Below are 22,961 nucleotides of genomic sequence, written 5' to 3'. Positions count from 1 at the left end.
GCGGAATTGGTAGACGCGCTAGCTTCAGGTGTTAGTGTCCTATGGATGTGGGGGTTCAAGTCCCCCCCTTCGCACCAGACTCCCAGGGTCTGTTAATATACTCAGATAAAAAGATGGTGGCTCATCTCAAATAGCCGAACAATCAGGTATGCGAGGGTGGCGGAATTGGTAGACGCGCTAGCTTCAGGTGTTAGTGTCCTATGGACGTGGGGGTTCAAGTCCCCCCCTTCGCACCACGATTGTTAATATTTCTCCGAAACTTCTCTTCTGCATTTCCCTATCCAGTTTATTTCTTCGCACTCTGCGGCCGATCGCAAAATTAACATCAATACTATTGCAATACAGCTCTGCTGGCGACATTATTGTAAAAGATGTTAATGAATTGTTTCTGGTGATCCATGCGTAAACTGTGCTGTGTGGTATATCTGCTGCTGCTGATGCAACCTGCTTTTGCTGCCGATATCAGCGCCGCAGGCAAGACCTTGACAGTGCTCGCTTCCCATAGCGACGACACAGGACTGCCACCACCGCTTTCCCTTGAGGATGATCCCGACTCCGGGCTGCCCTTGCCCGCCTTCAGCCATCCTGCACCGGCCCGGGAGCAAAGGCTCAACAGCAAAAACGACATTCCCAACCTCAGTGTCACCCGAGCGTTCCAGCCTCGTGCACCGCCTCATGCCTTCTTCGCCTAAACCATTCCGGCGCCGGCTGTTGCCGCACCGTCTGATTAAGTAACCTATTGAAATTCATAAGGCCCATAACGCAGCCTGTATGAAAGCGAGGAAGAAAAAATGAAAACACTGCCACTCTACGCGGTTGAAAATACCGATCATCTGGTACTGCCAAGCGACTTCGATGGCGCCGATTTGAATACACCGGCCCTTGAGCTGGTGAATGACTTCAAACACAGCGCGCCCGACATCATAGATGCCGACACGCCGGCATCCGATACGCTGGCCATGATGCAACACGAACACAGTCGGCTGAAACTGGTCGTGGATAGCAAAGGAAAGCTGGTGGGATTAATCGGGCTTGAGCAGTTATCCGGTCAAACCATCATGCGCCGGGTAGCCAATGGCGATCTGCGCCACGAAATTCTGGTGTCCGATCTAATGCGCCCTCGTGAGCAGCTTAAGGCCCTGGCGTATCAACAGTTACAGAGTTGCACTATCGCCGACGTGGTCGCCACCCTGCAGCACAGTGGTGAGTCTTATTGTCTGATTGTCGAACGGCATAGTCATCAGATCCGGGGAGTGATCTCGGCCGAGGATATCGCCGAACGATTGCATATACCGTTGAATATCAACAAGGCTCCCACATTTCTGAATATCTTCGATTCTCTGTCGTCCTGACACCATATAGCCGGTCCCGCCAGGCGTGACCGGCTATATTCACCAGTCGAAAGCCGGTAACAGCACCCCCGCCAGACCGGCCAGCCCGCCGACAGGCAGCCAGTACCAGTGACGGCTGACCGAGGGCATCAACAGCAGCAACGCAAACAGGGCGAAGCCTGTGCTAAGCCACAGGATAAGTGCCGAATGCGGCACCCACCACAACAGCAATAACCAACCCGATACCAATAGCGCCACCATAGGGCTTCCTCCCTCCCGAGTTGCTATCGATAATAATTATCATTAACTTTTATTGCAATCTCTTACTCGTCCTTTACCCGCGTCAGCAGCGCTACCGTTTCCACATGCATGGTATGAGGGAACATATCCACCGGTGTGGCCTGTTCCAGCTTGAAGCCATGCTCACACAACCAGGCCAGATCCCGGGCCAGGGTCTTGGGATTGCAGGACACGTACACCAGCCGTTCGGGCTGCATCTCGGCCAGGGTCGCCAGCAGCGCCGCATCACAGCCCTTGCGCGGCGGATCCACCACCACTACATCGGCGGTCACGCCCTCGGCATACAGCCGGGGCACCAGCTGCTCTGCCGCCCCCTGATGGAACTCGATATTGGTGATACCGTTCAATTCGGCATTGGCACGAGCGTCGGCAATGGCCTCGGGCACCAGCTCGATGCCGATCACCTGTCTGGCATGACGGGCCATAAACAGGCTGATGGTACCGATGCCGCAGTAAAGGTCGAACACCACTTCATTGCCCTGCAGCTTGGCCAGTCGCATCGCCTCCCGGTACAGCACCTCGGTCTGGCGTGGATTGACCTGATAGAAAGACAGCGGAGAAATGGCAAATTCCAGTCCATCCAGGCTATCGACGATCAGCTCTTTACCCCACAGTAGTCGGTTTTCCGGCCCCAGCACCCGATTGCCGACAGCCGCATTGATATTCAGCATCAGGCTGGCCAGCCCGGTAACGGACTCAAGCTCGGTTACCAGCTGGGCCAAGGCCTCATTCGAAGGGGCTTCGGCCACCACCAGTACCACCATCAGCTCACCGCTGTGAATGCCGTCACGCACCATGATATGGCGAACGCTGCCGCTGTGAGTGGCTTCGTTATAGGCCGATACGGCACAGCGGCGCATCCAGGCTCTTGTTCGTTGCACCACCTCGGTGGTTACCGGCGCCTGTACCCGACATTCATCGACTTCCACCAGCTGATGGCTGTGTTTGGCATAGAAGCCGACTTCGGGTCCGGGCTTTACCGCATATTGGGCCTTGTTGCGATAATGAAAGGGCTCGCTCATGCCCAGGGTATTTGCCACCGGGCAGTCCAGGCCTTTGGCCTGCAACACATCGACCAGCAGCCGGCGCTTCAGCTCGAGCTGAGCCTCATCGTTCATCACTCGCAGCTGGCAGCCGCCACAGGCGGTGTAGCGGCAAAAGTCCTCACGCCGCGCCGCCGCAGGCTGCAGTACCCGTACCAGGCTTCCCTGACAGAAGTTGGGCTTGACCAGATTCAGCTGCACCTCAACCTGTTCGTCGGGCAGCGCGCCTTCGATATACAAGGGCCGCCCTTCCAGAGTGGCGATGCCATCTCCTTTCTCGGTAAGGCTGTGAACGGAGACGCTAACCAACAGGCCGGGCTTTAACATGGCAATACACTCTAGGTAAGATGCAAAAAACAGCTCATTCTACGTGATCCCGCCGCTGGCGGGAATGGACCTTGAAAGGTCGCATGTCACCGGTCATCAGGGATAGGTGGACAGGACAGGATTAGCGCCGGCAATAGGCTGGAAACGGGTGTTTTACACGGTATCGAGCGGGAAGGTGAAGACCAGAAAGCAAAAAACCACCTCGCGGGTGGTTTTGATTATCAAGTGGTAGCGGTGGGCGGACTTGAACCGCCACGCCCGAAGGCAACGGATTTTGAATCCGTCGTGTATACCAATTTCACCACACCGCCTCTTGATAACTCACCTAGGTGAGCGGTTTGCATTATACGTATCCGCCGGCTGCCCGCAAGCAGATTATGACAACAAACGTCATGAATGCATATAAATTATGCAATCGAGTATCGATTACTCCCGGACACTGCATTTGCTAGAATACGGCCACTTTTCAGCAAACGGCGGATAATGGTAGTGAATTCTTATACGGGGCTGCCCAGGGCAGGTGTCATGCGGCGACTGGGTGCCTGGCTTTATGATTTACTGGTGGTGATATCGCTGCTGATGGTGGCGGGATTTATCTTCTTCGGCCTGACTGCGCTGGCCCTGAGTCAGGGTTGGATAACACTGGGGTCCTATCAGGATACCGCCGAGCTGCTCGGCGCCAACCGGCTGTACCAATTGTGCCTGCTGACTGTGGCGCTGGGCTTTTATTGCTGGTTCTGGCGTACCAGCGGTCAGACCATCGGCATGCGCGCCTGGCGCCTGCGGGTGCAGAATACCGATGGCAGTCGCCTGCGGCTGGCACAATGTATTATCCGCGCCGTCACTGCGCTACTGGGGCTGGGTAACTTCTGGATCTGGCTGAACCCGCGCACCAGACTGGCGCTGCAGGATAAAATCGCCGACTGCGAAATGGTGGTGATGAGCAAGGAGCTGAACAAGCAGCTGCTGGATAAATAAAAACATGTGAGGAGTGAGGAGTGAGAGGTTAACAATCAGCGAAGACACTCATTGCCCTTCCCCCTCACGCCTTACTCCTCACAATATCTGTTACGCCCGGCGGTTCAGCAAAAACAGCGCCACGCCGATAAACAGCAGGCTGGGACCCAGGGCCCCGATCACCGGCGGCACCTCATAGACCAGGCTGATGGGGCCAAACACTTCGTTGGCCACATAGAAACCGAACCCGAACAGAATCCCCATCAACAGTCGCGCCCCCATGGTCACGCTGCGCAAGGCGCCGAACACGAAGGAAGAGGCCAGCAACATCATGGCAATCACCATCACCGGCTGCAGTGCCTTGCGCCAGAATTCCAGTTCATAGAGGCTGCTGTCCTGACCGTTGTCTTCCAGATAGCCTCGGTACTCCCACAGGCCGCGCATCGACAATTCGCCCGGATCGATGGCCACCACCCCCAGTTTTTCCGGCGTCAGGCTGGAATGCCAGACCCGGCCGGCCTCTTGTTCGGTCTCGACGGACACGCCGGGGGTGAACAGGGTGTCGGTCACGCCGTTCAGCTGCCATTGCTGATCCTGATAAGTCGCACTGGCCGCCTGAGTGATACGGCTGAGTTGCATGTCATCGTTGAAGTAATAGAGAGTGATATTACTCAGGGTGCCGTCACGCCGGGCCTGGCCGATATTGATATAGGATTCGTTGTCCTTGGCCCAGACGCCGTTGACCGACAGCACCACCTGCCCGTTGGAGCGGGACTGGGTTCGCAGATCGTCCGCCGCCAGCTTGGTGGTCGGCACCGCATATTCGCCAATCAACATGATGATCAGCATCAGCGGCAAGGCCGTTTTAAGGGCGCTGGTGACGATATTGAAACGGGAGCTGCCGGAAGCCTGCATCACCACCAGCTCGCTGCTGCTGGCCAGCTGACCCAGTCCGATCAGGCCACCCAGCAAAGCCGCGATGGGAAAGAACAGCACGATTTCCTTGGGCATCGACAGCAGCACATAATAAAACGCCGTCAGCAGGGTATAGCTGCCCTCGCCCACGCTGCGCAACTGCTCCACATAACGAATAATGGCGGACAGCCCCACCAGCGTCAGTTCGCACAACAGCATGGACATCAGCACGGTACGGCCGATGTAACGATCGAGAATAGTCAGCATCAGGCCGCCTTGTTTCGTTTTAATTTTTCCCGGGTTCGGTTCCACCAGGCCGTTTCCAGCAAATTAAGCGGCACCGTCACCAGCAGCAAGAACAGCAGTGGCACCGTATAGAGACCGGGCAACACCGGCAGCTCCCCTCCCTCCACCGCCGAGCGGGAGGCACTCTGCAACAGAAAATAAGCCAGATACAGCAGTATGGCCGGCAGCAACTTGGCATAACGGCCCTGGCGCGGATTCACCACCGCCAACGGCACGACCGCCAGGGTCAGCACCAGCATCGACAGCGGCAACACCAGTCGCCACTGTAACTCGACCCTGTCCAGCAATGCGTCCGACTGCCAGAGAGAGGAGCTGTCTATCGACGCTTCTTTGCGCTCCGCTTCTCCGACCTCGGATGCACGAATATAGGCGCTGTATTCGTCGAACTCAGCCACATCAAACTCCCGGTTACCGGGAGTTCCGCTGTAGCGACGACCATCTTCGAGCGTCAGCCACTGACCGCCACTGCGCTCGTGCAAACGGCCGCCGTCGGCCACCACTATGCTGGGATCCTGCTGGGCCTGGCCCCGTTGCACCACAAACAGGCGATTAAGGCGGTTTCCCTCCTCTTCGGGCTCCAGCTCTTCCACATAGGCCACGATACGACCGCCGTCCAGGCTCATGAAGCGTGCTTCACGCAACACGGCAAAGCCCGGGTCGGCCTTCACCTCTTCCAGTAACTGATAGACTTGCGCCTTGGACCAGGGCGTGAGCCAGAGCGAGTTAAACAGCGCAACGCCGGTCCAGAACAAGGCCAGAATCATGGTGGCGCGCATGATTTTACCGGGGCCAATGCCCACCGCCCGCATCACCGTCATCTCGCTTTCGGCGTACAGGCGGCCGTGTGCAAACAGAATGCCGATAAAGAGGCTGATCGGCAGCATCAGCGTGGCCATGTCAGGCAGGTTAAGCAGCAGCAGTTTACCGACCAGAGCGCCGGGTATCTCGCCGTTGGCGGCGTTCCCCAAAACCTCGATAAAATTCTGGCTGACAAAGATCAGCAGCAGCACGAACAACACGGCCAGCTGAGTCTTCAGGGTTTCCCAAAACAAATAGCGGAATGCAATCACCGTTAATCCCAGTGTAAACTTGTCTTTTTAATGGAAACGCTTAAGAATAAGCGTAAAATTACGATTTTCGCATATTAAGTACGCGAAGTTCGGCGTCTTTTAGCGATGGCCACCATTATCGTTGATCTGACGCTCATTGTCTTCAAGCTGTAGGAGAATCCATGGAGTTCAGTGTTAAAAGTGGTAGCCCCGAAAAACAGCGCAGCGCCTGCATCGTGGTTGGCGTATTCGAACCCCGCCGTTTGTCTCCGGTCGCCGAACAGCTGGATAAAATCAGCGACGGTTACCTGAGTTCACTGTTGCGCCGCGGCGATCTGGAAGGCAAGGCCGGCCAGATGCTGTTGCTGCACCATGTGCCCGGCGTGCTGAGCGAACGCGTACTGCTCGTCGGTTGCGGCAAGGAACGAGAGCTCGACGAGCGCCAGTATAAACAGATCATCCGCAATACCATCAGCACCCTGAACGACACCGGCTCGATGGAAGCCGTCTGCTTTCTGACCGAGCTGCACGTCAAGGGCCGCGACACCTACTGGAAGGTACGCCAGGCGGTAGAAACCACCAAGGCCAGCCTCTATACCTTCGATCAGTTCAAGACCAACAAGGCCGAACCCCGTCGCCCGCTGCGCAAGCTGGTGTTCAACGTGCCCACCCGCCGGGAGCTGACCATCGGTGAACGCGCCATTACCCATGGTCTGGCCGTGGCCAGGGGCGTCAAGGTGTGCCGGGATGTGGCCAACATGCCGCCCAACGTATGCAACCCCGCCTACCTGGCGTCTCAGGCACGCCAGCTGGCCGACGCCTGGGACAACATCAGCACCCGGGTGATCGGCGAGGAAGAAATGGCCGAGCTGGGCATGAATGCCTATCTGGCCGTCGCCCGTGGCTCCCATAACGAAGCCATGATGTCGGTCATCGAGTACAAGGGGCACCCGGATCCCGAGGCGCGTCCCATCGCGCTGGTCGGCAAGGGCCTGACCTTCGATGCCGGCGGTATTTCACTCAAGCCCGCCGAAGGCATGGATGAAATGAAATACGACATGGGAGGCGCCGCCTCGGTGCTGGGCACCATGCAGGCGCTGGCCGAGCTGCAGTTGCCGGTGAACGTGGTCGCCATTCTCGCCGGCTGTGAAAACATGCCCGACGGCAATGCCTATCGTCCCGGTGACATTCTGACCAGCATGTCCGGCCAGACCATAGAGGTGCTCAATACCGATGCCGAAGGCCGACTGGTACTGTGCGATGCGCTGACCTTTGTCGAGCGGTTCGAACCGGAAGTGGTGGTCGATGTCGCCACCCTGACCGGCGCCTGCATCGTAGCACTGGGTCATCATACCTCCGCGCTGCTGGCCAACCACAATCCGCTGGCCCATGAGCTGCTCAATGCCTCGGAACAGGCCGGCGATCGCGCCTGGCGCCTGCCGATGGGCGACGAGTATCAGGAACAGCTGGAAAGCCCGTTTGCCGACATGGGCAACATCGGTGGCCGCGCGGCCGGTGCCATTACCGCCGCCTGCTTCCTCAGCCGCTTCACCAAGAAGTACAACTGGGCTCACCTGGATGTGGCCGGTACCGCCTGGAACAGCGGCAAAAACAAGGGTGCCACCGGTCGTCCGGTACCGCTGTTGACCCAGTTTCTGCTGAACCGGGCCGGCGTTAACAACATCGAAGAGTGAGCATGAGCCAGGGTTGTTTTTATCTGCTGCCGGACGCTTCCGGCCCCGAGCTGCTCGAGCAGCTGGTCTGTCGGCTTACCACCGACTGTTACCGCCAGGGGCTGGGTGTCTTCATTCATACCCGCGACCAGGCTCAGGCCGAAGCGCTGGATGAACGGCTGTGGCAACAGCCCGCCGACGGCTTTGTGGCGCACAATCTTCAGGGCGAAGGCCCCCGCCAGGGCGCCCCGGTGGTGATCAGCCATCAGGCGCCGCACAGCGGCCGCGCCGTGCTGATTAATCTGGCGCCCGAGGCTCCCGCCTTCGCCCGGCGTTTCAAGCAGCTGATTGACTTCGTGCCCTCCGATGAGGAGGGCAAGCAACAGGCTCGGGAACGCTTTAAAGCCTATCGTCAGGCCGGTTTTGAACTCACTACCGCCCCTGTACCACCCCAAACTCAAGACGAATAACATCATGGAAAAAACCTTTAATCCCAACGCCATCGAGCAGGCCCTGTACCAGCAATGGGAAAGCAGGGGTTACTTCAAGGCCCACGGCGACACCAGCAAAGACCCCTACAGCATCATGATACCGCCACCCAACGTGACCGGTAGCCTGCACATGGGCCATGCTTTCCAGGACTCCATCATGGATACCCTGATCCGTTACCAGCGCATGCAGGATAAAAACACCCTGTGGCAGGTAGGAACCGATCACGCCGGTATCGCCACCCAGATGGTGGTGGAACGCAAGATCGCCGCCGAAGAAGGCAAGAACCGTCACGATTACGGTCGCGAAGCCTTCATCAACAAGATCTGGGACTGGAAAAAAGAATCCGGCGGTACCATCACCAAGCAGTTGCGCCGTCTGGGCGCCTCGGTCGACTGGGAGCGCGAGCGCTTTACCATGGACGAAGGCTTGTCCAATGCGGTGAAGGAAGTGTTCGTACAGCTGTATGAAGACGATCTCATCTACCGTGGCAAACGCCTGGTGAACTGGGATCCCAAGCTGCACACCGCCATCTCCGATCTGGAAGTGGAAAACCGGGATGTAAAAGGCCACATGTGGCAATTCCGCTACCCGCTGGCCGACGGCGTCAACACCGCCGACGGCAAAGACTACCTGGTGGTGGCCACCACCCGTCCGGAAACCATGCTCGGCGATACCGCCGTGGCGGTAAACCCGGAAGATCCGCGTTATAAGGATCTGATCGGCAAGTTCATCATGCTGCCGCTGGTCAATCGCCGTATTCCCATCGTTGGCGACGAGCATGCCGACATGGAAAAAGGCACCGGTTGCGTGAAGATCACCCCGGCCCACGACTTCAACGATGCCGAGGTCGGCAAGCGCCACCAGTTGCCGCAGATCAACGTGCTGACCCTGAATGCCGACATTCGGGACCAAGCCGAAGTCTTTACCAGCAAGGGCGAGCCCAGCACCGTTTATTCCGCCGAGCTGCCGGCGCAGTTCCAGGGACTGGCGCGTTACGAGGCCCGCAAGGCCATCGTGAGTGCACTGGACGAACTGGGTCTGCTCGACGGCGTCAAGGATCACGATCTGACCGTGCCTTACGGCGATCGTGGCGGTGTGGTCATCGAACCCATGCTGACCGACCAGTGGTATGTACGTGCGGCCCCGCTGGCCAAGGTCGCCACCCAGGCGGTGGAAGACGGCGAAATCCAGTTTGTGCCCAAGCAGTACGAAAACATGTATTTTTCCTGGATGCGCGACATTCAGGACTGGTGTATCTCGCGCCAGCTGTGGTGGGGCCACCGTATTCCGGCCTGGTACGACACCGAAGGCAAGGTGTATGTGGGTCGTGACGAAGCCGAAGTGCGCGCCGCCAACCAGCTTGGCGACGAGGTGGTACTGAGCCAGGACAACGATGTGCTCGATACCTGGTTCAGCTCGGCGCTGTGGACCTTCTCCACCCTGGGCTGGCCGGAAAAGACCCCGGAGCTGGCCACCTTCCATCCGACCAGCGTGCTGGTCACCGGCTTCGACATCATCTTCTTCTGGGTGGCGCGCATGATCATGATGACCATGCACTTCATCAAGGACGAAAACGGCAAGCCACAGGTTCCGTTCAAAACCGTTTACGTCACCGGTCTGATCCGTGACGAAAACGGCGACAAGATGTCCAAGTCCAAGGGCAACGTGCTGGATCCGCTGGACATGATCGACGGCATCGACCTGGAATCGCTGGTGACCAAGCGTACCGGCAACATGATGCAACCCCAGCTGGCGGCCAAAATCGAAAAGGCCACCCGCAAGGAATTTGCCGACGGTATTGAAGCGCACGGTACCGATGCCCTGCGCTTTACCCTGGCGGCCATGGCCTCGACCGGTCGTGACATCAACTGGGACATGAAGCGTCTCGACGGCTACCGCAATTTCTGCAACAAGCTGTGGAACGCTTCCCGCTATGTGCTGATGAGCACCGAAGAGCAGGATTGCGGCCTGAAGGGCGGCGAGCTCAAGTACTCGCTGGCAGACCGCTGGATTCAGGCGCAACTGCAGGTCACCATCAAGGACGTACGCGACGCACTGGACAGCTATCGCTTCGACCGGGCCGCCAATGCGCTGTACGAGTTTATCTGGAACCAGTTCTGCGACTGGTATCTGGAGCTGACCAAGCCGGTGCTGTGGCACGGCACCGAAGCCGAGCAGCGCGCTACCCGCAAGACCCTGATCGAGGTGCTGGAAACCCTGCTGCGTCTGGCTCACCCCATCATGCCCTTCATCACCGAAGAGATCTGGCAGCGCGTGGCTCCGCTGGCCGGTCGTGGTGGCGACAGCATCATGCTGGCCGCTTATCCGGAGGTCGATGCCGCGCTGGAAGACGATGCCGCCATGGCCGATCTGGAATGGGTGAAACGCTTTATCGTGTCTATCCGCAACCTGCGGGCCGAAATGAACATTCCGCCCAGCCAGGCATTGAATGTGCTGTTGCGCCCGGCCGGTGACGACAGCCGTCGCGCTACCGACAACGACGCCTTCCTCAAGGCCATGGCCAAGCTGGACACCATTACCCAGCTGGCGGCAGACGAAGAAGCGCCCACCTCCAGCAAGCAGCTGATCGGTGATACCGAACTGCTGCTGCCGATGGCGGGCATCATCGACAAGGATGCCGAGCTGGCCCGGCTGCAGAAGGAACTGGGCAAGGTAGGCGGTGAGATCAAGCGGCTGGAAGGCAAGCTGAACAACGCCGGCTTCGTCGCCAAGGCGCCCGCCGAGGTGGTGGAAAAAGAGCAGGAAAAGCTGGCCGACTACCAGGCCACCCTGGTCAAGCTGCAGCAGCAGCAGGAGCAGATAGCCAATCTGTAATACTTCATCGGGTACCAGACGCCCGACATGGAGTAAGAAGCCGGCTCGAGAGCCGGCTTTTTTATCGGTGAAAAACGTAACGGAAATTAAGCCAGGCCGGCCACCGCCCGTTGTACCGCCAAGGCTCCCTGATGGATTTCATCCATGATGGCCTCCACTTCCTGTACCTGCAGTTTTCCCTGTTCAGCCACCCCGGAAACGTCGGTGATCGCGGTCGAAACCTGTGCCGTCAGCTCCCGGTTCTGCTGCACCACCTGACCTATTTCTGCCGTCGCCCGGCTGGTACGCCCGGCCAACTGTCTGACTTCATCGGCAACCACCGCAAAGCCACGCCCCTGCTCACCGGCTCGGGCCGCCTCAATGGCCGCATTCAAGGCCAGCAAATTGGTCTGATCCGCCACACTGCTGATGGTCGCGACTATATCTTCGATATTACGTGCCCGTTCGTTGAGACGTTCGATCAGCTGCATCGCCTGCGCGAGATCACCGGCGATACGGGATGAGGTATTTACCGATGCCAGCAAGGAGCCGGCACCTCGTTCGGCGATATGTGAGGTTTGTATCGCCGTTACGCTGGCCAGTTCCGACGCTTCCCGGGCTTGCTGGGCCTGTTGTACCCGAGTGGTAATATCGGAGGCAAACTTGACGACCCGCGCCACCTTGCCCCGCGCATCCAGAATCGGGTTATAGGTGGCTTCCAGCCAAAGCTCGCGCCCGGCCGCATCAAACCGCTTGAAACGCCCCGACTTGTGCTCTCCCCCCGCCAACTCTTGCCAGAAACCGGGATTATCACGATGAAAATTGTCTTCACAAAAGAGTCGGTGGTGTTTGCCGGTCAATTGCTCGAGTCGGTAACTCATGGTGGTCAGAAAATTCTCGTTGGCACTGATAATGGTGCCATCGGGCATGAACTCGATCACCGCCATGGACTTGTGCAGCGAGTCCAGTACCGCCTGTTGGGATTCCAGTTGTCGCTGTTTGACCGTGATATCACTCGCCAGCTTCAGCACCTTGATGACGGTACCGTTTTGATCGCACACCGGAAAATAATTGGCTTCCAGCCAGATGGGGTCTCCCTGGCGGTTACGACGGGAGAAGGTTCCGCTCTGCCCCCGTCCCTGCTGCAGTTGCTGCCAGAAACGGCGATACTCGGCCGACTGAACCAGGACCGGATCGCAGAACAGGCGATGATTTTCTCTTTGCAGCTCCGCCAGCGAATAACCGACAACAGACAGAAACGCCGGGTTGGCATCCAGAATGTCGCCATTGGGGGTGAATTCGATCACCGCCATATGATTTTTAATTGCACTCTGCTGTGCCAGTACTTGCTCGTACAGATCTTGATAATGAGCGGCCTGCTGCTTCAGTTTTCTGCTACCGAGCATGATGTTTCAATCTCCTGACATCTATCATATTAAATAAAAAGGGGCATTGCGGAGTAGTGACCCGAGAACAGAGGTTTTATTTTCATCTGATGCGGTCATGAGAGCCGATAACTGCGCCATCGGATTGGATCCGACTTCTACGCCGATAGGAAAGGAATGCAATAAAAAGTTGTACTCAATGAGAGCCGGTCAGCATTATTACCATACAACCTGAAGGGAAAAGCCATGAATCCTCACGCCTTGCTCGTTTCTCTGCTGCTCGGCCTGCCATCGGTGATGGACGACAACACGCTTTCAGCGCAGCTATTGCAGGCCCACAATCAAATTCGCGCCGAGGTGCGGGCACCTCCGCTCGTTTGGTCTGATCTCGCCGAAGCGCAGGCACGGCGCTGGGCCCGTGAGCTGGCCCGGCGCTGCGACATAGAACACAGCCAGGGCTCAGACTTCGGCGAGAACCTGTTTATGGGCACGCTCGGGTATTATGACGAACTGGATGGCATCAAGGCCTGGGAGGAGGAAAAGCGGAATTATAACGGGCAGCCACTGAGCCGCAGCCTGGTTCCCAGCGTCGGTCATTATACCCAGATGATCTGGCCTCAGACCCGCGAGCTGGGCTGTGCCACCTCGGTCTGCAACAACAACCTGATACTGGTGTGCAACTATTATCCGCCGGGTAACTATCTGGGTGAGTCGGCCTATTAAAACGGAAGGCTCGACCGCGCCTTCCGTTTTGGGGCATGGCGTTATTATTTCTTGTCTTTGTCTACCTGGTTGCCGATGACGCCACCGACCACGGCACCGCCAATGGTGCCCATGGTGCTGCCACCGGTAAGCACCGAGCCGGCAACACCGCCGGCGCCGGCGCCGATGGCGGTGTTGCGATCCCGGTCCGACATGTTGCTACAGGCCGACAAGCCCAGCAGCAGAACGGCGGTCACGCCCACAGCCCCTATTTTGCCATTGTTCGTTTTCATGATTGCCTCGACTGAATAAATACTCGCCACATGTATACACACTTATTAGTGTAATCCCTTTACTCACCGGCGGCGCGTCGTCGAAGCGGGTCTGTGTCTGATGCTGTCGCCCGCCGGACCGGACACATCAGGCACCCGTCCCAAGCCATAACAAGCGCACCACCGCCACGTTGGCGATGCTGACCAGCAGCAGAAAACCGACATAGGTCATGACCAGGTAACGAAAATAGTTGTGCCGGCTGTGCCTGATCAGCCCCAGTTTTTCCTGATGCGCACGGTGAGACACGGCTATCTTGGCAAACAGCGCCAGCTCGAAGTGCATCAGCACCAGGCTGATCAGCGTCAGCACGGTACCGAGCAGCGGCGCTATCAGGATCCAGCCTTTCAGCACCTGGGTAATCTCGGGCTTCAGATAGGGCACAGCCCCCAGCAGCACCACGGCGATGGTGATCTGAAACAGTTTTTGCCAGATGTGATCGTGGCGATATTTGTATTCATCCCACAGCTGCGCATGCGGGTCGTACGGGTGACACATCCGAGAGCTCCTGATCTCCAGTTTGCGCCACTATAGCATGGGACTCAGGCCCAGCTCTGCATCCTCGGGCCGGGCCATGTCTCCCTGCCGATAATCGCAAACGCCATCGGGGAACACCGCCTCCAGCATGGCGGTATAGGGTTCCACTTCCTGGGGCTGATAAAAGCCCAACGCCACCGCCTCGGCCACCGGCACCCGCGCGCATTTGAACAGATCGCCGGTCAGCGGACTGCCGGCGGCATTGCGCGGAGAGCGGTAGGCCGGATAACGGTTAAGGCAGGCGCCAATATCTACATCTCCTCTCCAGGTGCCGTTCCAGACGTTGCTTCCTTCGGCAATCAAGTCGCCCTGATCGGTCCAGCAGGCGTCTTTCGCCGCCGCCGGCCGTTGGCCCGTGGTCAGCCACTCGTCGAGCAGCACGAAGGCGCGATCACTGGGATCATAGGGTTTGCCACTTTGCCAGATAATCATGTTATCCGTATTACCCCGAGCCTGACGGATACGCAGCCAGGATGACAGGGTGGCGTAGGAGTGGTGCATGTCGAGCTGGTTATCCAGATAGTGGCGCAGATCGATCACCGGAATATCGGTGTTGCCGAGGAAAACATGGCCGGAATAGTAGGTTGCCGCCATGGCGCCGATATGCCCCTGACTGCGGGGCGCCGTCTTGATAAGCTCGACCTGATTGCGTTCGAACACTCGCAACGGCACCGGACTGCCCGGCGTCTTCTGCATGTTATGGTCACTCCAGATGGACACCTCCGCCAGGCTGTCGTCTCCGCTCAACACCCACAGTTTTTCCTGCGCCATGTCTTTTGGTGCCTTCCAGCTGCCGATATTGGCGTTGAGGTGCAGAAACTCGGCCATGCTGATCTGCCCCAACCTCAGGGCTTCCAGCCCATACTGCACCCCGACGTTATCATGGGTACGATGAGCAAAACCGTCTTCACCGACGCCATAGAAAGCGGCCAGATCGTGCCAGTGGCTGAAGCGGTCGGTGCCGGCCACGGCCGGTGCATAATGATTGGCCCGATGAAAATAACGGGGATTGTTGGTCAGCGGCGCCAGCCCGCGCCAACTCTTGGAGCATTCGTTGGCTCCCGGCGGCAGGGCCGGCAAGGTCAGCCCCAGGCCGGCAACCCGGGCCCAGCGATAATATTTCTTGAACTCGTGCTCCACATCACTGCTGGCTGCGACGCCCATCACCTGGCCCCGGTTTTCCTGCACCCGCCAGCGTGGATTATCCCGTGCGGTGACGTCGAAATAGTATTCCAGCAGCTCGCAATCCAGTGCCCAGATGCTCTGGGTAATCATGTCCGGATAACTGTATTGGGGAATGATGGCGTCGAGCAGACCGGGTTTGTTCTGGGCAATCAGATACTGCTGTACCGCCCCGCCGGAGCCACCGATGCCGACCGTATAGTCCGGCTTGCCGTAGCGGGCCACAAACTGCGCCTTGACCATCTCGGCGGTGTTGGCCGCCAGCCACACGTTATAGTGATTGCTGGTCATGTTGCCGCTGGACCCGGCCAGGGCGTAGCCCTGTGCCAGCTGTTCGGTCAGACGGGAGGCAATGCGCCCCAGACTCATCTTGCCCTGGCGCTTGCCGATGCCCACGCCACCCTTGAAGTGATAGATAAGCTTTTGGTTCCAGTAAGGACTGCGGGTTTCGGTCACCGGCGCCGCGGGATCGACCAGCATGGCGATCACATAGATAAAGCGGTTGATGGTGCCGCGCTCCACTCGCAGCACGAAGGGAATCGACCTGCCCTGCCAGTCAAGCCAGGCCAGGTCGGCCGGCTCGCCATTCTCGGGCCAGAGGTGATAGTCGTCCCGCCCTTCTACCTTGTAGAAATAGTCGACCCGCGTCGGTAGCAGACAGTCCTGACTGTGGCCAAGCAGCCGGGTCTTGTCTTTCACGCCATCGAGCTCCGCATACACAGGGGTGCCGATGCCCAGGCGGTTATCCACCAGCGGCTGGCCCAGCCCGACTTCTTCGGTATTACAGGCGAAGGGGTATTGCAGCGGGCCGAGAGAGGTATCCACCGGGCCCGTTTGACCGAGACCGACAGGAAAGTCGAAAACGGACAGGTCCAGCGGCACCCGGGAGGCATGGGGGCCCTGATAGACGGGTCTCGGCGCGGCAGGATCATAACCGGGTGGCAGCGCCTCCACCACCAGCTCGGGAGGATCCGATAACAGATGACGTCCCAGCCTCGCCTGTAACTGCGGCCAGCTCGCCAGCAGCCCCAACAACACCACCACCAGTGGCAACAACCACCACCAACGTCTGCTTTTTATGTTCATATCGCGTCACCTCTGAGCTAAGCATAGCGGAGAGAAAAAGCGTTGCATCTCTCATTAAAGCGGTTATGGTCACGCCGATGAGAAGGAGAGGATTGATGATTGAAACATCGAAAAACGGAGCAAGCGCCTACAGATGGCCCCCGACTCTCGGCAGAATAATGCCGCTGGAATCCCGGCATGATGGCGGGCTGGCAGCACTAATTCGGACGGTATTGGCAGAGTATGGCCTGACCGCCGATAAGGGCTTCAGCGTGGCCGATCCCGATCTCGACCGTCTGAGTCAGGTGTATCGGCAGCACGGCGCCGGATACTGGGTAGTGGAAGATGGTGAGGGGCGCCTACTGGGCGGTGCGGGTCTGGGCCCGATGCCGAAAGATAACGCCGTATGCGAACTGCAGAAAATGTATCTGGACTCAACAGCCAGAGGCAAGGGGCTGGGCAGAGAGCTGGCACTGTATGTGTTGCAACAGGCCCGTATCTTGGGTTACCGACACTGCTATCTGGAAACCACGGCTGTCCTGCCCGAGGCACTGGCGCTTTATCGAAAGCTGGGGTTCCTGCCCTGCGAACGACGGGGCAACACCGGGCATCATGACTGTGAAATCACCCTGATGCTGCCCCTCGGCTAGCCATTACTCTTCGAAGTAGGTGCCCCAGCCGTCGTACTCGATACCGTATTTCCGGGCTATCGGCAGCAGTTGTTCAATCTGCGCCATGATGGCCTCTTCGGCCAGGGGCCCTTCCTTGATGGCATCAAAACACAAAATGGTCTGGCCTCGCTCCAGGGTCAGCTCTTCCGCATCGGTCACCTCGAATTCCGCCTTGAAACAGTCAACCGCGGCCTTTTCGAGCCGGTTGAAGTCCTGGCCGGAAAAGTGATGTTCTATGGTGTATTCCGCATCCGGGTTACTGCCATCTTCCAGCAGAGAGGTAATAATTTCACGGGTCTCTTCCCGCCAGTTTTGCTGTTCAGTCATGAGTGGCTCCTTGGCCGGATAACGGTATGGGTTCAGGGACGGCGGGCTTCGCTGTCCAGTTCGGCAATGCGCTCGGCAATCAACTGACGACTGTGCTTGAGCAGATCCCGAATCTGATTGGGTGCATAACCCTCAATCGAAATCGGCGGCATGATCTCGACGATCAGCTCACCGTTGTCCCAGCGGTTCAGATCCACCTGACCGAAATAGCTGGAGCAGGCGATGGGCACGATGGGAACGCCGGCCTGCAGGGCAATATGAAAGGCCCCGGTCTTGAACGGCAACAGCCCCTTGCCCTTGCTGCGAGTGCCTTCGGGAAACATCCAGATCGACATGTTGCGCTGGCGAATCTTGTCCACCACCTTGCCGATGGTGCTGGCAGCCTTGGCCTTGTTCTCGCGGTTGATCAGCAGGTTGCCACTCAGCCAGAACAATTGCCCGAACAGCGGTATCCAGAACAGACTGTTTTTGCCGATGGCCACGGTGCGCGGCATTACGGCACCGGGCAGGGCGATAATATCCCAGTTGCTCTGGTGGTTGGCGATATACACCGCCGAGTGCAAATCCTTGACATGCTCATAGCCCCGAAAAGTCACCTTGAGCCCCACCAGCGGGCAGGCCTTGTTGAACAGACGCCCCAGCAGATGGACGTTATTGGGGTGACGGGGGCGCAGCAGGCACATCAGGGTACCGAGTACAAAGACCATCACCATGGCCAGGGCCAGCAAGAACAGCCGCAACAGCTTTAACATGAACAAACCTCGCGTTTTGAGAGACGGCAGTATACTGAGCAGACCCACAAGGAACAAGGCCCGGTCGCTGATCGACAGCGGCCGGGCCCTGGGTGCTTGTGCTCGAAATGATTGAAGCTAAAACATCAGCACCTTGCCATTTTCATCGTACTCTTCACATCGATATCAACGCCGATAGCCAGGCGCATCCGACTCCAGCCTGAAGCCCTGTACCAGCTGTTGCAGCCCGGCGGCCAGTTCCGACAGCTCACGGCTGGCGCTGGCGGTCTGTTCGGCGCCGGCGGCGGTTTCACCGCCCATTTCGTGAATACCGGTGAGATTACGACTGATGTCTTCGGTGACCGTCGCCTGCTCTTCCACCGCGGTCGCAATCTGGGTGTTCATATCGTGAATGGTCTGTACCGCCGCGCTGATCAGCTCCAGCGCCTGTTCGGCTTCACGCGCCTGGGTCACGGTCAGCTCCGCCTGCTGGCGACCGCCGTTCATGGCGGCCATCGCCTGCTCCGCATCGGCCTGCAGCTTGGTAATGGTAGAAACAATCTCCTGGGAAGAATGCTGGGTCTGCTCCGCCAGGTTGCGCACCTCGGAGGCCACCACCGCAAAGCCCCGCCCCTGCTCGCCGGCCCGCGCCGCCTCGATGGCCGCATTCAACGCCAGCAGATTGGTTCTGTCGGCGATTTCCTGAATCACCTGCACCACCGAGCTTATCCGGGTGCTGCTGTCGGCCAGTGACTGCACCACCAGGCCGGTAGAGGCCACATCATCCGCCAGTCGCGTAATGGAAGAGACCGTCTGCTGTACCACCTTCTTGCCCTGCTCCGCCGCCTCGTTGGCAGAGCGGGCTGACGCGGCCGCCAGGCTGGTATTCTGGGATACTTCCTGCACCGTGGCCGACATTTCGTTGATGGCGGCCGCCACCTGATCGGTATCCTGCTGCTGGCGACTCAGGTTGGCACTGGTCTGCAACGATACTGCCGAGGTTTCTTCCGCCGCCGCCGACAGACTGGTACTGGACTGATGAATATGCCCGATAAGCTCACGCAGCTTGTCGGTCATATTGTGCAACTTGCCATAGACCCCCTGGGTATTGGCGCCGAAACTCAGGCTCAGATCCCCATCGGCAATGCGGGAGGCTACCTGCTCCATCTCGCTCGGCTCGGCCCCCAGCGGCTGCAACACCATGCGTTTGAGCGCCCAGCCCAGCAACAGGCTGAGTCCCACCAGCAGCAGCACCAGCGACACCATCAATACCACCATCTGCTGGTTTTGTTGTTCTTCGGCTTGCAGTTGCTCGGATTCGCGGGCAAGCAACAGAGAAACGAATTTTTCAACCGAGCTGTTCAACGCCATTCGAGCTCTGTCGTATTCAGCCCCCATCACCCGCTGCTGGGCTTCGTCCAGTCTTCCCTGCCTTACCAGCTCAAGCCCCTCTTGTTCCAGCCTGGTCATGCTCAAGGTGTTCTGGTGGGCCTGCTCCAGCAATGCCACTTCATTCGGCATCAATTGCATTGCCGCGATCATGTCTTCGTCGGAAATGCTGCGACCGTTGGCTCTGGGTGCCTTGCCCTGAGTAATATCCATCACTTTATGATAGGCATCCAGCTTTTCCCGGTTACCGGTCACCACATAATTACGAATATGGGTCGACAACTCGGTCGAATACATGCGCAGCATATTGCTGGCATTGAAGTATTGGTAGCGCTCTTCATGCGCCTGGCTTACCCCCTGCTGGGACTGCAGCAACAGATACAGTGCCCCACCCAGCGTCAGCGCGAGCGCCAGCACCACCAGAAACACCAGGCGTATTACCGCCTTTAAGGTCAGGTTTTCAAACATAGGGCACTCCCGTTGCCAAAATCGTATCGCATAAAAACAAGACGCCATTGTATATGATGTATGTCACAAGAATGAAATAAATGACTGAGTAAGCGAAATTTAAATCATCATTCAAAGACAGGAAAAAAGAGAGCCTTTCTTCCTGTTGATCCAACATAAAAAAACCGCCCCGATAGGGCGGTTTTGGCTTCAGAAAATAAAAATGTTCAGCTCAACTTGCCGTGGCATTGCTTGTACTTCTTGCCCGAACCACAGGGACAGGGATCGTTACGCCCCACCTTCTGGCCTTCGCGCACGAAGGGGGCGGCATCGCCGGTAGCCGCCGCCGCGCCTTCTTCTTCCAGCAGGCTGTCCGCCACCGCATGGCTGTAGCTCTGGGGCAGACTTTCTGCCGCTTCACGCCGTTTTTCTTCCGCCGCTTCCACTTCTTCCTGGCTCTGTACCCGTACCCGGCTCAGTATGCTGACCACTTCCCGCTTGAGGTTGTCCAGCAGCTGGGTAAACAGCTCGTAAGACTCGCGCTTGTACTCCTGCTTGGGGTTTTTCTGGGCATAACCGCGCAGATGAATGCCCTGACGCAGATGATCCATGGCCGCCAGATGCTCTTTCCACAGGGTATCCAGCGTCTGCAGCATCACGGAGGTCTCGAACTGGCGCAGCACCTCGGCGCCGACCACCGCTTCTTTCTCGGCATAGGCGTTGGCGGCGGCTTCCAGTATCTGCTCGCGCAACTGTTCGTCGTGCAGTTTTTCGTTCTCTTTCAGCCAGGCGCCGACCGGCACATCCAGACCAAAGTCGGCCTGCAACCGTTGCTCCAGCCCGGGCACATCCCACATCTCTTCCAGCGACTGGGGCGGAATGTACTCGTCGATAATGCCGTTCAGCACATCTTCGCGGATCACCGTGATGGTGTCGCTGATATCGCCGGAGTCGAGCAGCTCGTTGCGCTGCTCGTATACCACCTTGCGCTGATCGTTGGCGACGTCATCGAATTCCAGCAGGTTCTTACGAATATCGAAGTTGCGGGTTTCCACCTTGCGCTGGGCGTTTTCAATGGCCCGGCTCACCCAGGGATGCTCGATGGCCTCGCCTTCTTCCATGCCCAGCTTCTTCATCATGCCGGTGACCCGATCCGAGGCGAAAATACGCATCAGCGCATCTTCCATCGACAGATAGAAACGGCTGGAGCCCGGATCGCCCTGACGGCCGGAGCGACCGCGCAGCTGGTTATCGATACGGCGGGATTCGTGGCGTTCGGTACCTATGATATGCAGACCACCGGCGGCAATCACCTCGTCGTGACGCAGCTTCCACGCGGCCTTGATGGCGGCAATCTGCTCCGCACTCGGGTTGTCCAGCGCTTCGATTTCGGCCTGCCAGTTGCCACCGAGCACGATGTCGGTACCGCGACCGGCCATGTTGGTGGCAATGGTTATCACGCCGGACTGGCCCGCCTGAGCGATGATTTCCGCCTCGCTGGCGTGGAACTTGGCGTTCAGTACGCGATGCGCTATGCCTTCTTTATCGAGGATACCCGACAGCAACTCGGAGTTTTCGATGGAGACGGTGCCGACCAGTACCGGCTGGCCCCGCTCCACGCAATCCTTGATATCCGCCACTATGGCCTGGTATTTCTCGGCGGCGGTCAGGTAGACCAGATCGCCCATGTCCTTGCGCACCATCGGCTTGTTGGTGGGGATCACCACCGTATCCAGGCCGTAGATGTGCTGGAATTCGAAGGCTTCGGTATCGGCGGTGCCGGTCATGCCCGCCAGCTTGTCGTACAGCCGGAAGAAGTTCTGGAAGGTAATGGAAGCCAGGGTCTGGTTTTCGTTCTGGATTTTTGCCCCTTCCTTGGCCTCCACCGCCTGATGCAGGCCTTCGGACCAGCGACGGCCCGGCATGGTACGGCCGGTGTGCTCGTCGACGATGATTACCTCGTTGTCCTGCACTATGTAGTCGACATTGCGCTCGAACAGGGTATGCGCCCGCAGGCCGGCGTTGACGTGCGCCAGCAGGGTGATATTGCCGGCAGAGAACAGCGAGTCTTCCTGTTGCAACAGCCCCATGCGCTTCAGCTCTTCTTCCACGAAGATCTGGCCGTTTTCGGTCAGCAGCGCCTGCTTGTTTTTCTCGTCTACCGTGTAATGGCCGTCACCGGTGTACTCTTCGGTGTCTTCCTGATCCTGCTTGACCAGCTTGGGGATCAGGGTATTGATGCGGGTGTAGAGCTCGGAGCTGTCTTCTGCCGGACCCGAGATAATCAGCGGAGTACGGGCTTCATCGATCAGCACCGAATCCACTTCATCCACCAGCGCATAGTACAGCGGCCGCTGTACCCGTTGCTGGGGCGAGAACGCCATGTTGTCGCGCAGATAGTCGAAACCGAATTCATTGTTGGTGCCGTAGGTGATATCGGCGGCATAGGCGGCGTGCTTTTGTGCCGAATCCATGCCCGGCAGGTTGCAGTCGACGGTCAGCCCCAGAAACTCGAACAGGGGCCGGTTGGCTTCCGCATCACGACGGGCCAGATAATCATTCACCGTCACCACGTGCACGCCGCGTCCGGTCAGGGCATTCAGGTACACCGGCAGGGTACCGGTCAGGGTCTTGCCCTCACCTGTCTTCATCTCGGCGATCTGATTATTGTGCAGCACCATGCCGCCAATCAGCTGCACGTCGAAGTGACGCATCTCGAACACCCGGCGGGAGGCTTCGCGTACCGTGGCGAAGGCTTCCGGCAACAGCTGATCCAGAGTTTCGCCCTGCTCCAGCCGACTGCGAAACTCGACGGTCTTGGCCTGCAGTTCGGCATCGGACAGCGCCTCGAACTTCGGCTCCATCGCATTGATTTCATTTACAACTTTACGTAGCCGCTTGAGCGTTCTGTCGTTACGGCTACCGATTATCATGGTAAAAAGTTTAGTAATCATGTTTGGCCAATAATGATGATGGAAGATAAAACCC

20 protein-coding genes and 2 tRNA genes are annotated in these 22,961 nt (G+C 58.2%); 9 read left to right on the top strand and 13 right to left on the bottom strand.

All coding sequences use genetic code 11. The features are described from left to right. Nucleotides 1–150: 150 nt before the first annotated feature. The 3 genes from Q0753_RS12095 (at nt 151) to Q0753_RS12085 (ending at nt 1,352) form a co-directional block, all read left to right on the top strand. Nucleotides 151–236: transfer RNA gene (locus Q0753_RS12095), tRNA-Leu, on the top strand. Nucleotides 237–398: 162 nt separating this feature from the next. Further along, the gene (locus Q0753_RS12090) at nt 399–692 is read left to right on the top strand and encodes a hypothetical protein (RefSeq protein WP_298721192.1); all 294 of its coding nucleotides are present in this window, start codon (nt 399–401) and stop codon (nt 690–692) included. Between the two features lie 99 nt (nt 693–791). Then, nucleotides 792–1,352, top strand: a complete 561-nt coding sequence (locus Q0753_RS12085) for a CBS domain-containing protein (protein ID WP_298721189.1) — start codon at nt 792–794, stop codon at nt 1,350–1,352. Between the two features lie 39 nt (nt 1,353–1,391). Here Q0753_RS12085 and Q0753_RS12080 read toward each other — a convergent pair whose 3' ends face one another. The 3 genes from Q0753_RS12080 to Q0753_RS12070 all read right to left on the bottom strand — a co-directional run bounded on the left by Q0753_RS12080 (nt 1,392) and on the right by Q0753_RS12070 (nt 3,312). After that, nucleotides 1,392–1,592 carry a hypothetical protein gene (locus Q0753_RS12080; RefSeq protein WP_298721186.1) on the bottom strand — a complete coding sequence of 67 codons (201 nt, stop codon included), beginning with the start codon at nt 1,590–1,592 and terminating at the stop codon, nt 1,392–1,394. A gap of 62 nt (nt 1,593–1,654) precedes the next feature. Continuing rightward, the gene (gene rlmD / locus Q0753_RS12075; protein ID WP_298721184.1) at nt 1,655–3,001 is read right to left on the bottom strand and encodes a 23S rRNA (uracil(1939)-C(5))-methyltransferase RlmD; all 1,347 of its coding nucleotides are present in this window, start codon (nt 2,999–3,001) and stop codon (nt 1,655–1,657) included. 226 nt (nt 3,002–3,227) lie between these two features. Beyond that, nucleotides 3,228–3,312, bottom strand: a tRNA-Leu gene (locus Q0753_RS12070). A 172-nt stretch (nt 3,313–3,484) separates the two neighbouring features. On the opposite strand from Q0753_RS12070, the gene Q0753_RS12065 reads away from it, so the two are divergent. Further along, a complete protein-coding gene (locus Q0753_RS12065) occupies nt 3,485–3,979 on the top strand; it encodes an RDD family protein (protein ID WP_298721181.1) in 495 nt (164 codons plus the stop codon). A gap of 90 nt (nt 3,980–4,069) precedes the next feature. Here Q0753_RS12065 and lptG read toward each other — a convergent pair whose 3' ends face one another. After that, nucleotides 4,070–5,140, bottom strand: coding sequence for an LPS export ABC transporter permease LptG (gene lptG, locus Q0753_RS12060; RefSeq protein WP_298721178.1), 1,071 nt, complete (start codon nt 5,138–5,140; stop codon nt 4,070–4,072). Then, the gene (lptF, locus tag Q0753_RS12055; protein ID WP_298721175.1) at nt 5,140–6,249 is read right to left on the bottom strand and encodes an LPS export ABC transporter permease LptF; all 1,110 of its coding nucleotides are present in this window, start codon (nt 6,247–6,249) and stop codon (nt 5,140–5,142) included. Before lptF ends, lptG begins: the two co-directional genes overlap by 1 nt. A 161-nt stretch (nt 6,250–6,410) precedes the next feature. On the opposite strand from lptF, the gene pepA reads away from it, so the two are divergent. The 3 genes from pepA to Q0753_RS12040 are packed head-to-tail and all read left to right on the top strand — an operon-like array spanning nt 6,411 to nt 11,228. After that, complete coding sequence (gene pepA, locus Q0753_RS12050) at nt 6,411–7,922, top strand: leucyl aminopeptidase (RefSeq protein ID WP_298721173.1); 1,512 nt, start codon at nt 6,411–6,413, stop codon at nt 7,920–7,922. Nucleotides 7,923–7,924: 2 nt separating this feature from the next. Next, nucleotides 7,925–8,371, top strand: coding sequence for a DNA polymerase III subunit chi (locus Q0753_RS12045; protein ID WP_298721170.1), 447 nt, complete (start codon nt 7,925–7,927; stop codon nt 8,369–8,371). A gap of 4 nt (nt 8,372–8,375) precedes the next feature. Continuing rightward, a complete protein-coding gene (locus Q0753_RS12040) occupies nt 8,376–11,228 on the top strand; it encodes a valine--tRNA ligase (protein WP_298721168.1) in 2,853 nt (950 codons plus the stop codon). A gap of 86 nt (nt 11,229–11,314) precedes the next feature. Here the strand turns inward: Q0753_RS12040 and Q0753_RS12035 are convergent, their stop codons facing one another. Continuing rightward, the gene (locus Q0753_RS12035) at nt 11,315–12,613 is read right to left on the bottom strand and encodes a PAS domain-containing methyl-accepting chemotaxis protein (RefSeq protein ID WP_298721165.1); all 1,299 of its coding nucleotides are present in this window, start codon (nt 12,611–12,613) and stop codon (nt 11,315–11,317) included. Between the two features lie 225 nt (nt 12,614–12,838). Here Q0753_RS12035 and Q0753_RS12030 point away from each other — a divergent pair, with 225 nt between their 5' ends. Continuing rightward, nucleotides 12,839–13,315, top strand: coding sequence for a CAP domain-containing protein (locus tag Q0753_RS12030; protein ID WP_298721162.1), 477 nt, complete (start codon nt 12,839–12,841; stop codon nt 13,313–13,315). Nucleotides 13,316–13,359: 44 nt separating this feature from the next. Here Q0753_RS12030 and Q0753_RS12025 read toward each other — a convergent pair whose 3' ends face one another. From Q0753_RS12025 to Q0753_RS12015, 3 genes are all read right to left on the bottom strand, one after another. Continuing rightward, nucleotides 13,360–13,587: a glycine zipper 2TM domain-containing protein gene (locus tag Q0753_RS12025; protein WP_298721159.1), complete on the bottom strand. Its 228-nt coding sequence runs from the start codon at nt 13,585–13,587 to the stop codon at nt 13,360–13,362. Nucleotides 13,588–13,714: 127 nt separating this feature from the next. Beyond that, complete coding sequence (locus Q0753_RS12020; protein ID WP_298721156.1) at nt 13,715–14,122, bottom strand: hypothetical protein; 408 nt, start codon at nt 14,120–14,122, stop codon at nt 13,715–13,717. Between the two features lie 30 nt (nt 14,123–14,152). Next, nucleotides 14,153–16,429, bottom strand: a complete 2,277-nt coding sequence (locus tag Q0753_RS12015; protein ID WP_298721153.1) for a DUF6351 family protein — start codon at nt 16,427–16,429, stop codon at nt 14,153–14,155. Nucleotides 16,430–16,524: 95 nt separating this feature from the next. Between Q0753_RS12015 and Q0753_RS12010 the strand changes: the two genes are divergently transcribed. Beyond that, entirely contained in the window at nt 16,525–17,058 is a 534-nt protein-coding gene (locus Q0753_RS12010) for a GNAT family N-acetyltransferase (RefSeq protein ID WP_298721150.1), read from the top strand. 3 nt (nt 17,059–17,061) lie between these two features. Here the strand turns inward: Q0753_RS12010 and rraB are convergent, their stop codons facing one another. The 4 genes from rraB to secA all read right to left on the bottom strand — a co-directional run bounded on the left by rraB (nt 17,062) and on the right by secA (nt 22,927). Further along, complete coding sequence (rraB, locus tag Q0753_RS12005; RefSeq protein ID WP_298721147.1) at nt 17,062–17,406, bottom strand: ribonuclease E inhibitor RraB; 345 nt, start codon at nt 17,404–17,406, stop codon at nt 17,062–17,064. 32 nt (nt 17,407–17,438) lie between these two features. Then, nucleotides 17,439–18,158 carry a 1-acylglycerol-3-phosphate O-acyltransferase gene (locus Q0753_RS12000; protein ID WP_298721144.1) on the bottom strand — a complete coding sequence of 240 codons (720 nt, stop codon included), beginning with the start codon at nt 18,156–18,158 and terminating at the stop codon, nt 17,439–17,441. Between the two features lie 165 nt (nt 18,159–18,323). After that, nucleotides 18,324–19,994, bottom strand: coding sequence for a methyl-accepting chemotaxis protein (locus Q0753_RS11995; protein ID WP_298721141.1), 1,671 nt, complete (start codon nt 19,992–19,994; stop codon nt 18,324–18,326). A gap of 206 nt (nt 19,995–20,200) precedes the next feature. Continuing rightward, a complete protein-coding gene (secA, locus tag Q0753_RS11990; RefSeq protein WP_298721138.1) occupies nt 20,201–22,927 on the bottom strand; it encodes a preprotein translocase subunit SecA in 2,727 nt (908 codons plus the stop codon). Between the last annotated feature and the right edge of the window lie 34 nt (nt 22,928–22,961).

Origin of the sequence: uncultured Oceanisphaera sp., from assembly GCF_947495715.1 — a bacterium.
Lineage (GTDB): Bacteria > Pseudomonadota > Gammaproteobacteria > Enterobacterales > Aeromonadaceae > Oceanimonas > Oceanimonas sediminis.
This window is presented reverse-complemented; position numbering and strand designations above follow the sequence as displayed.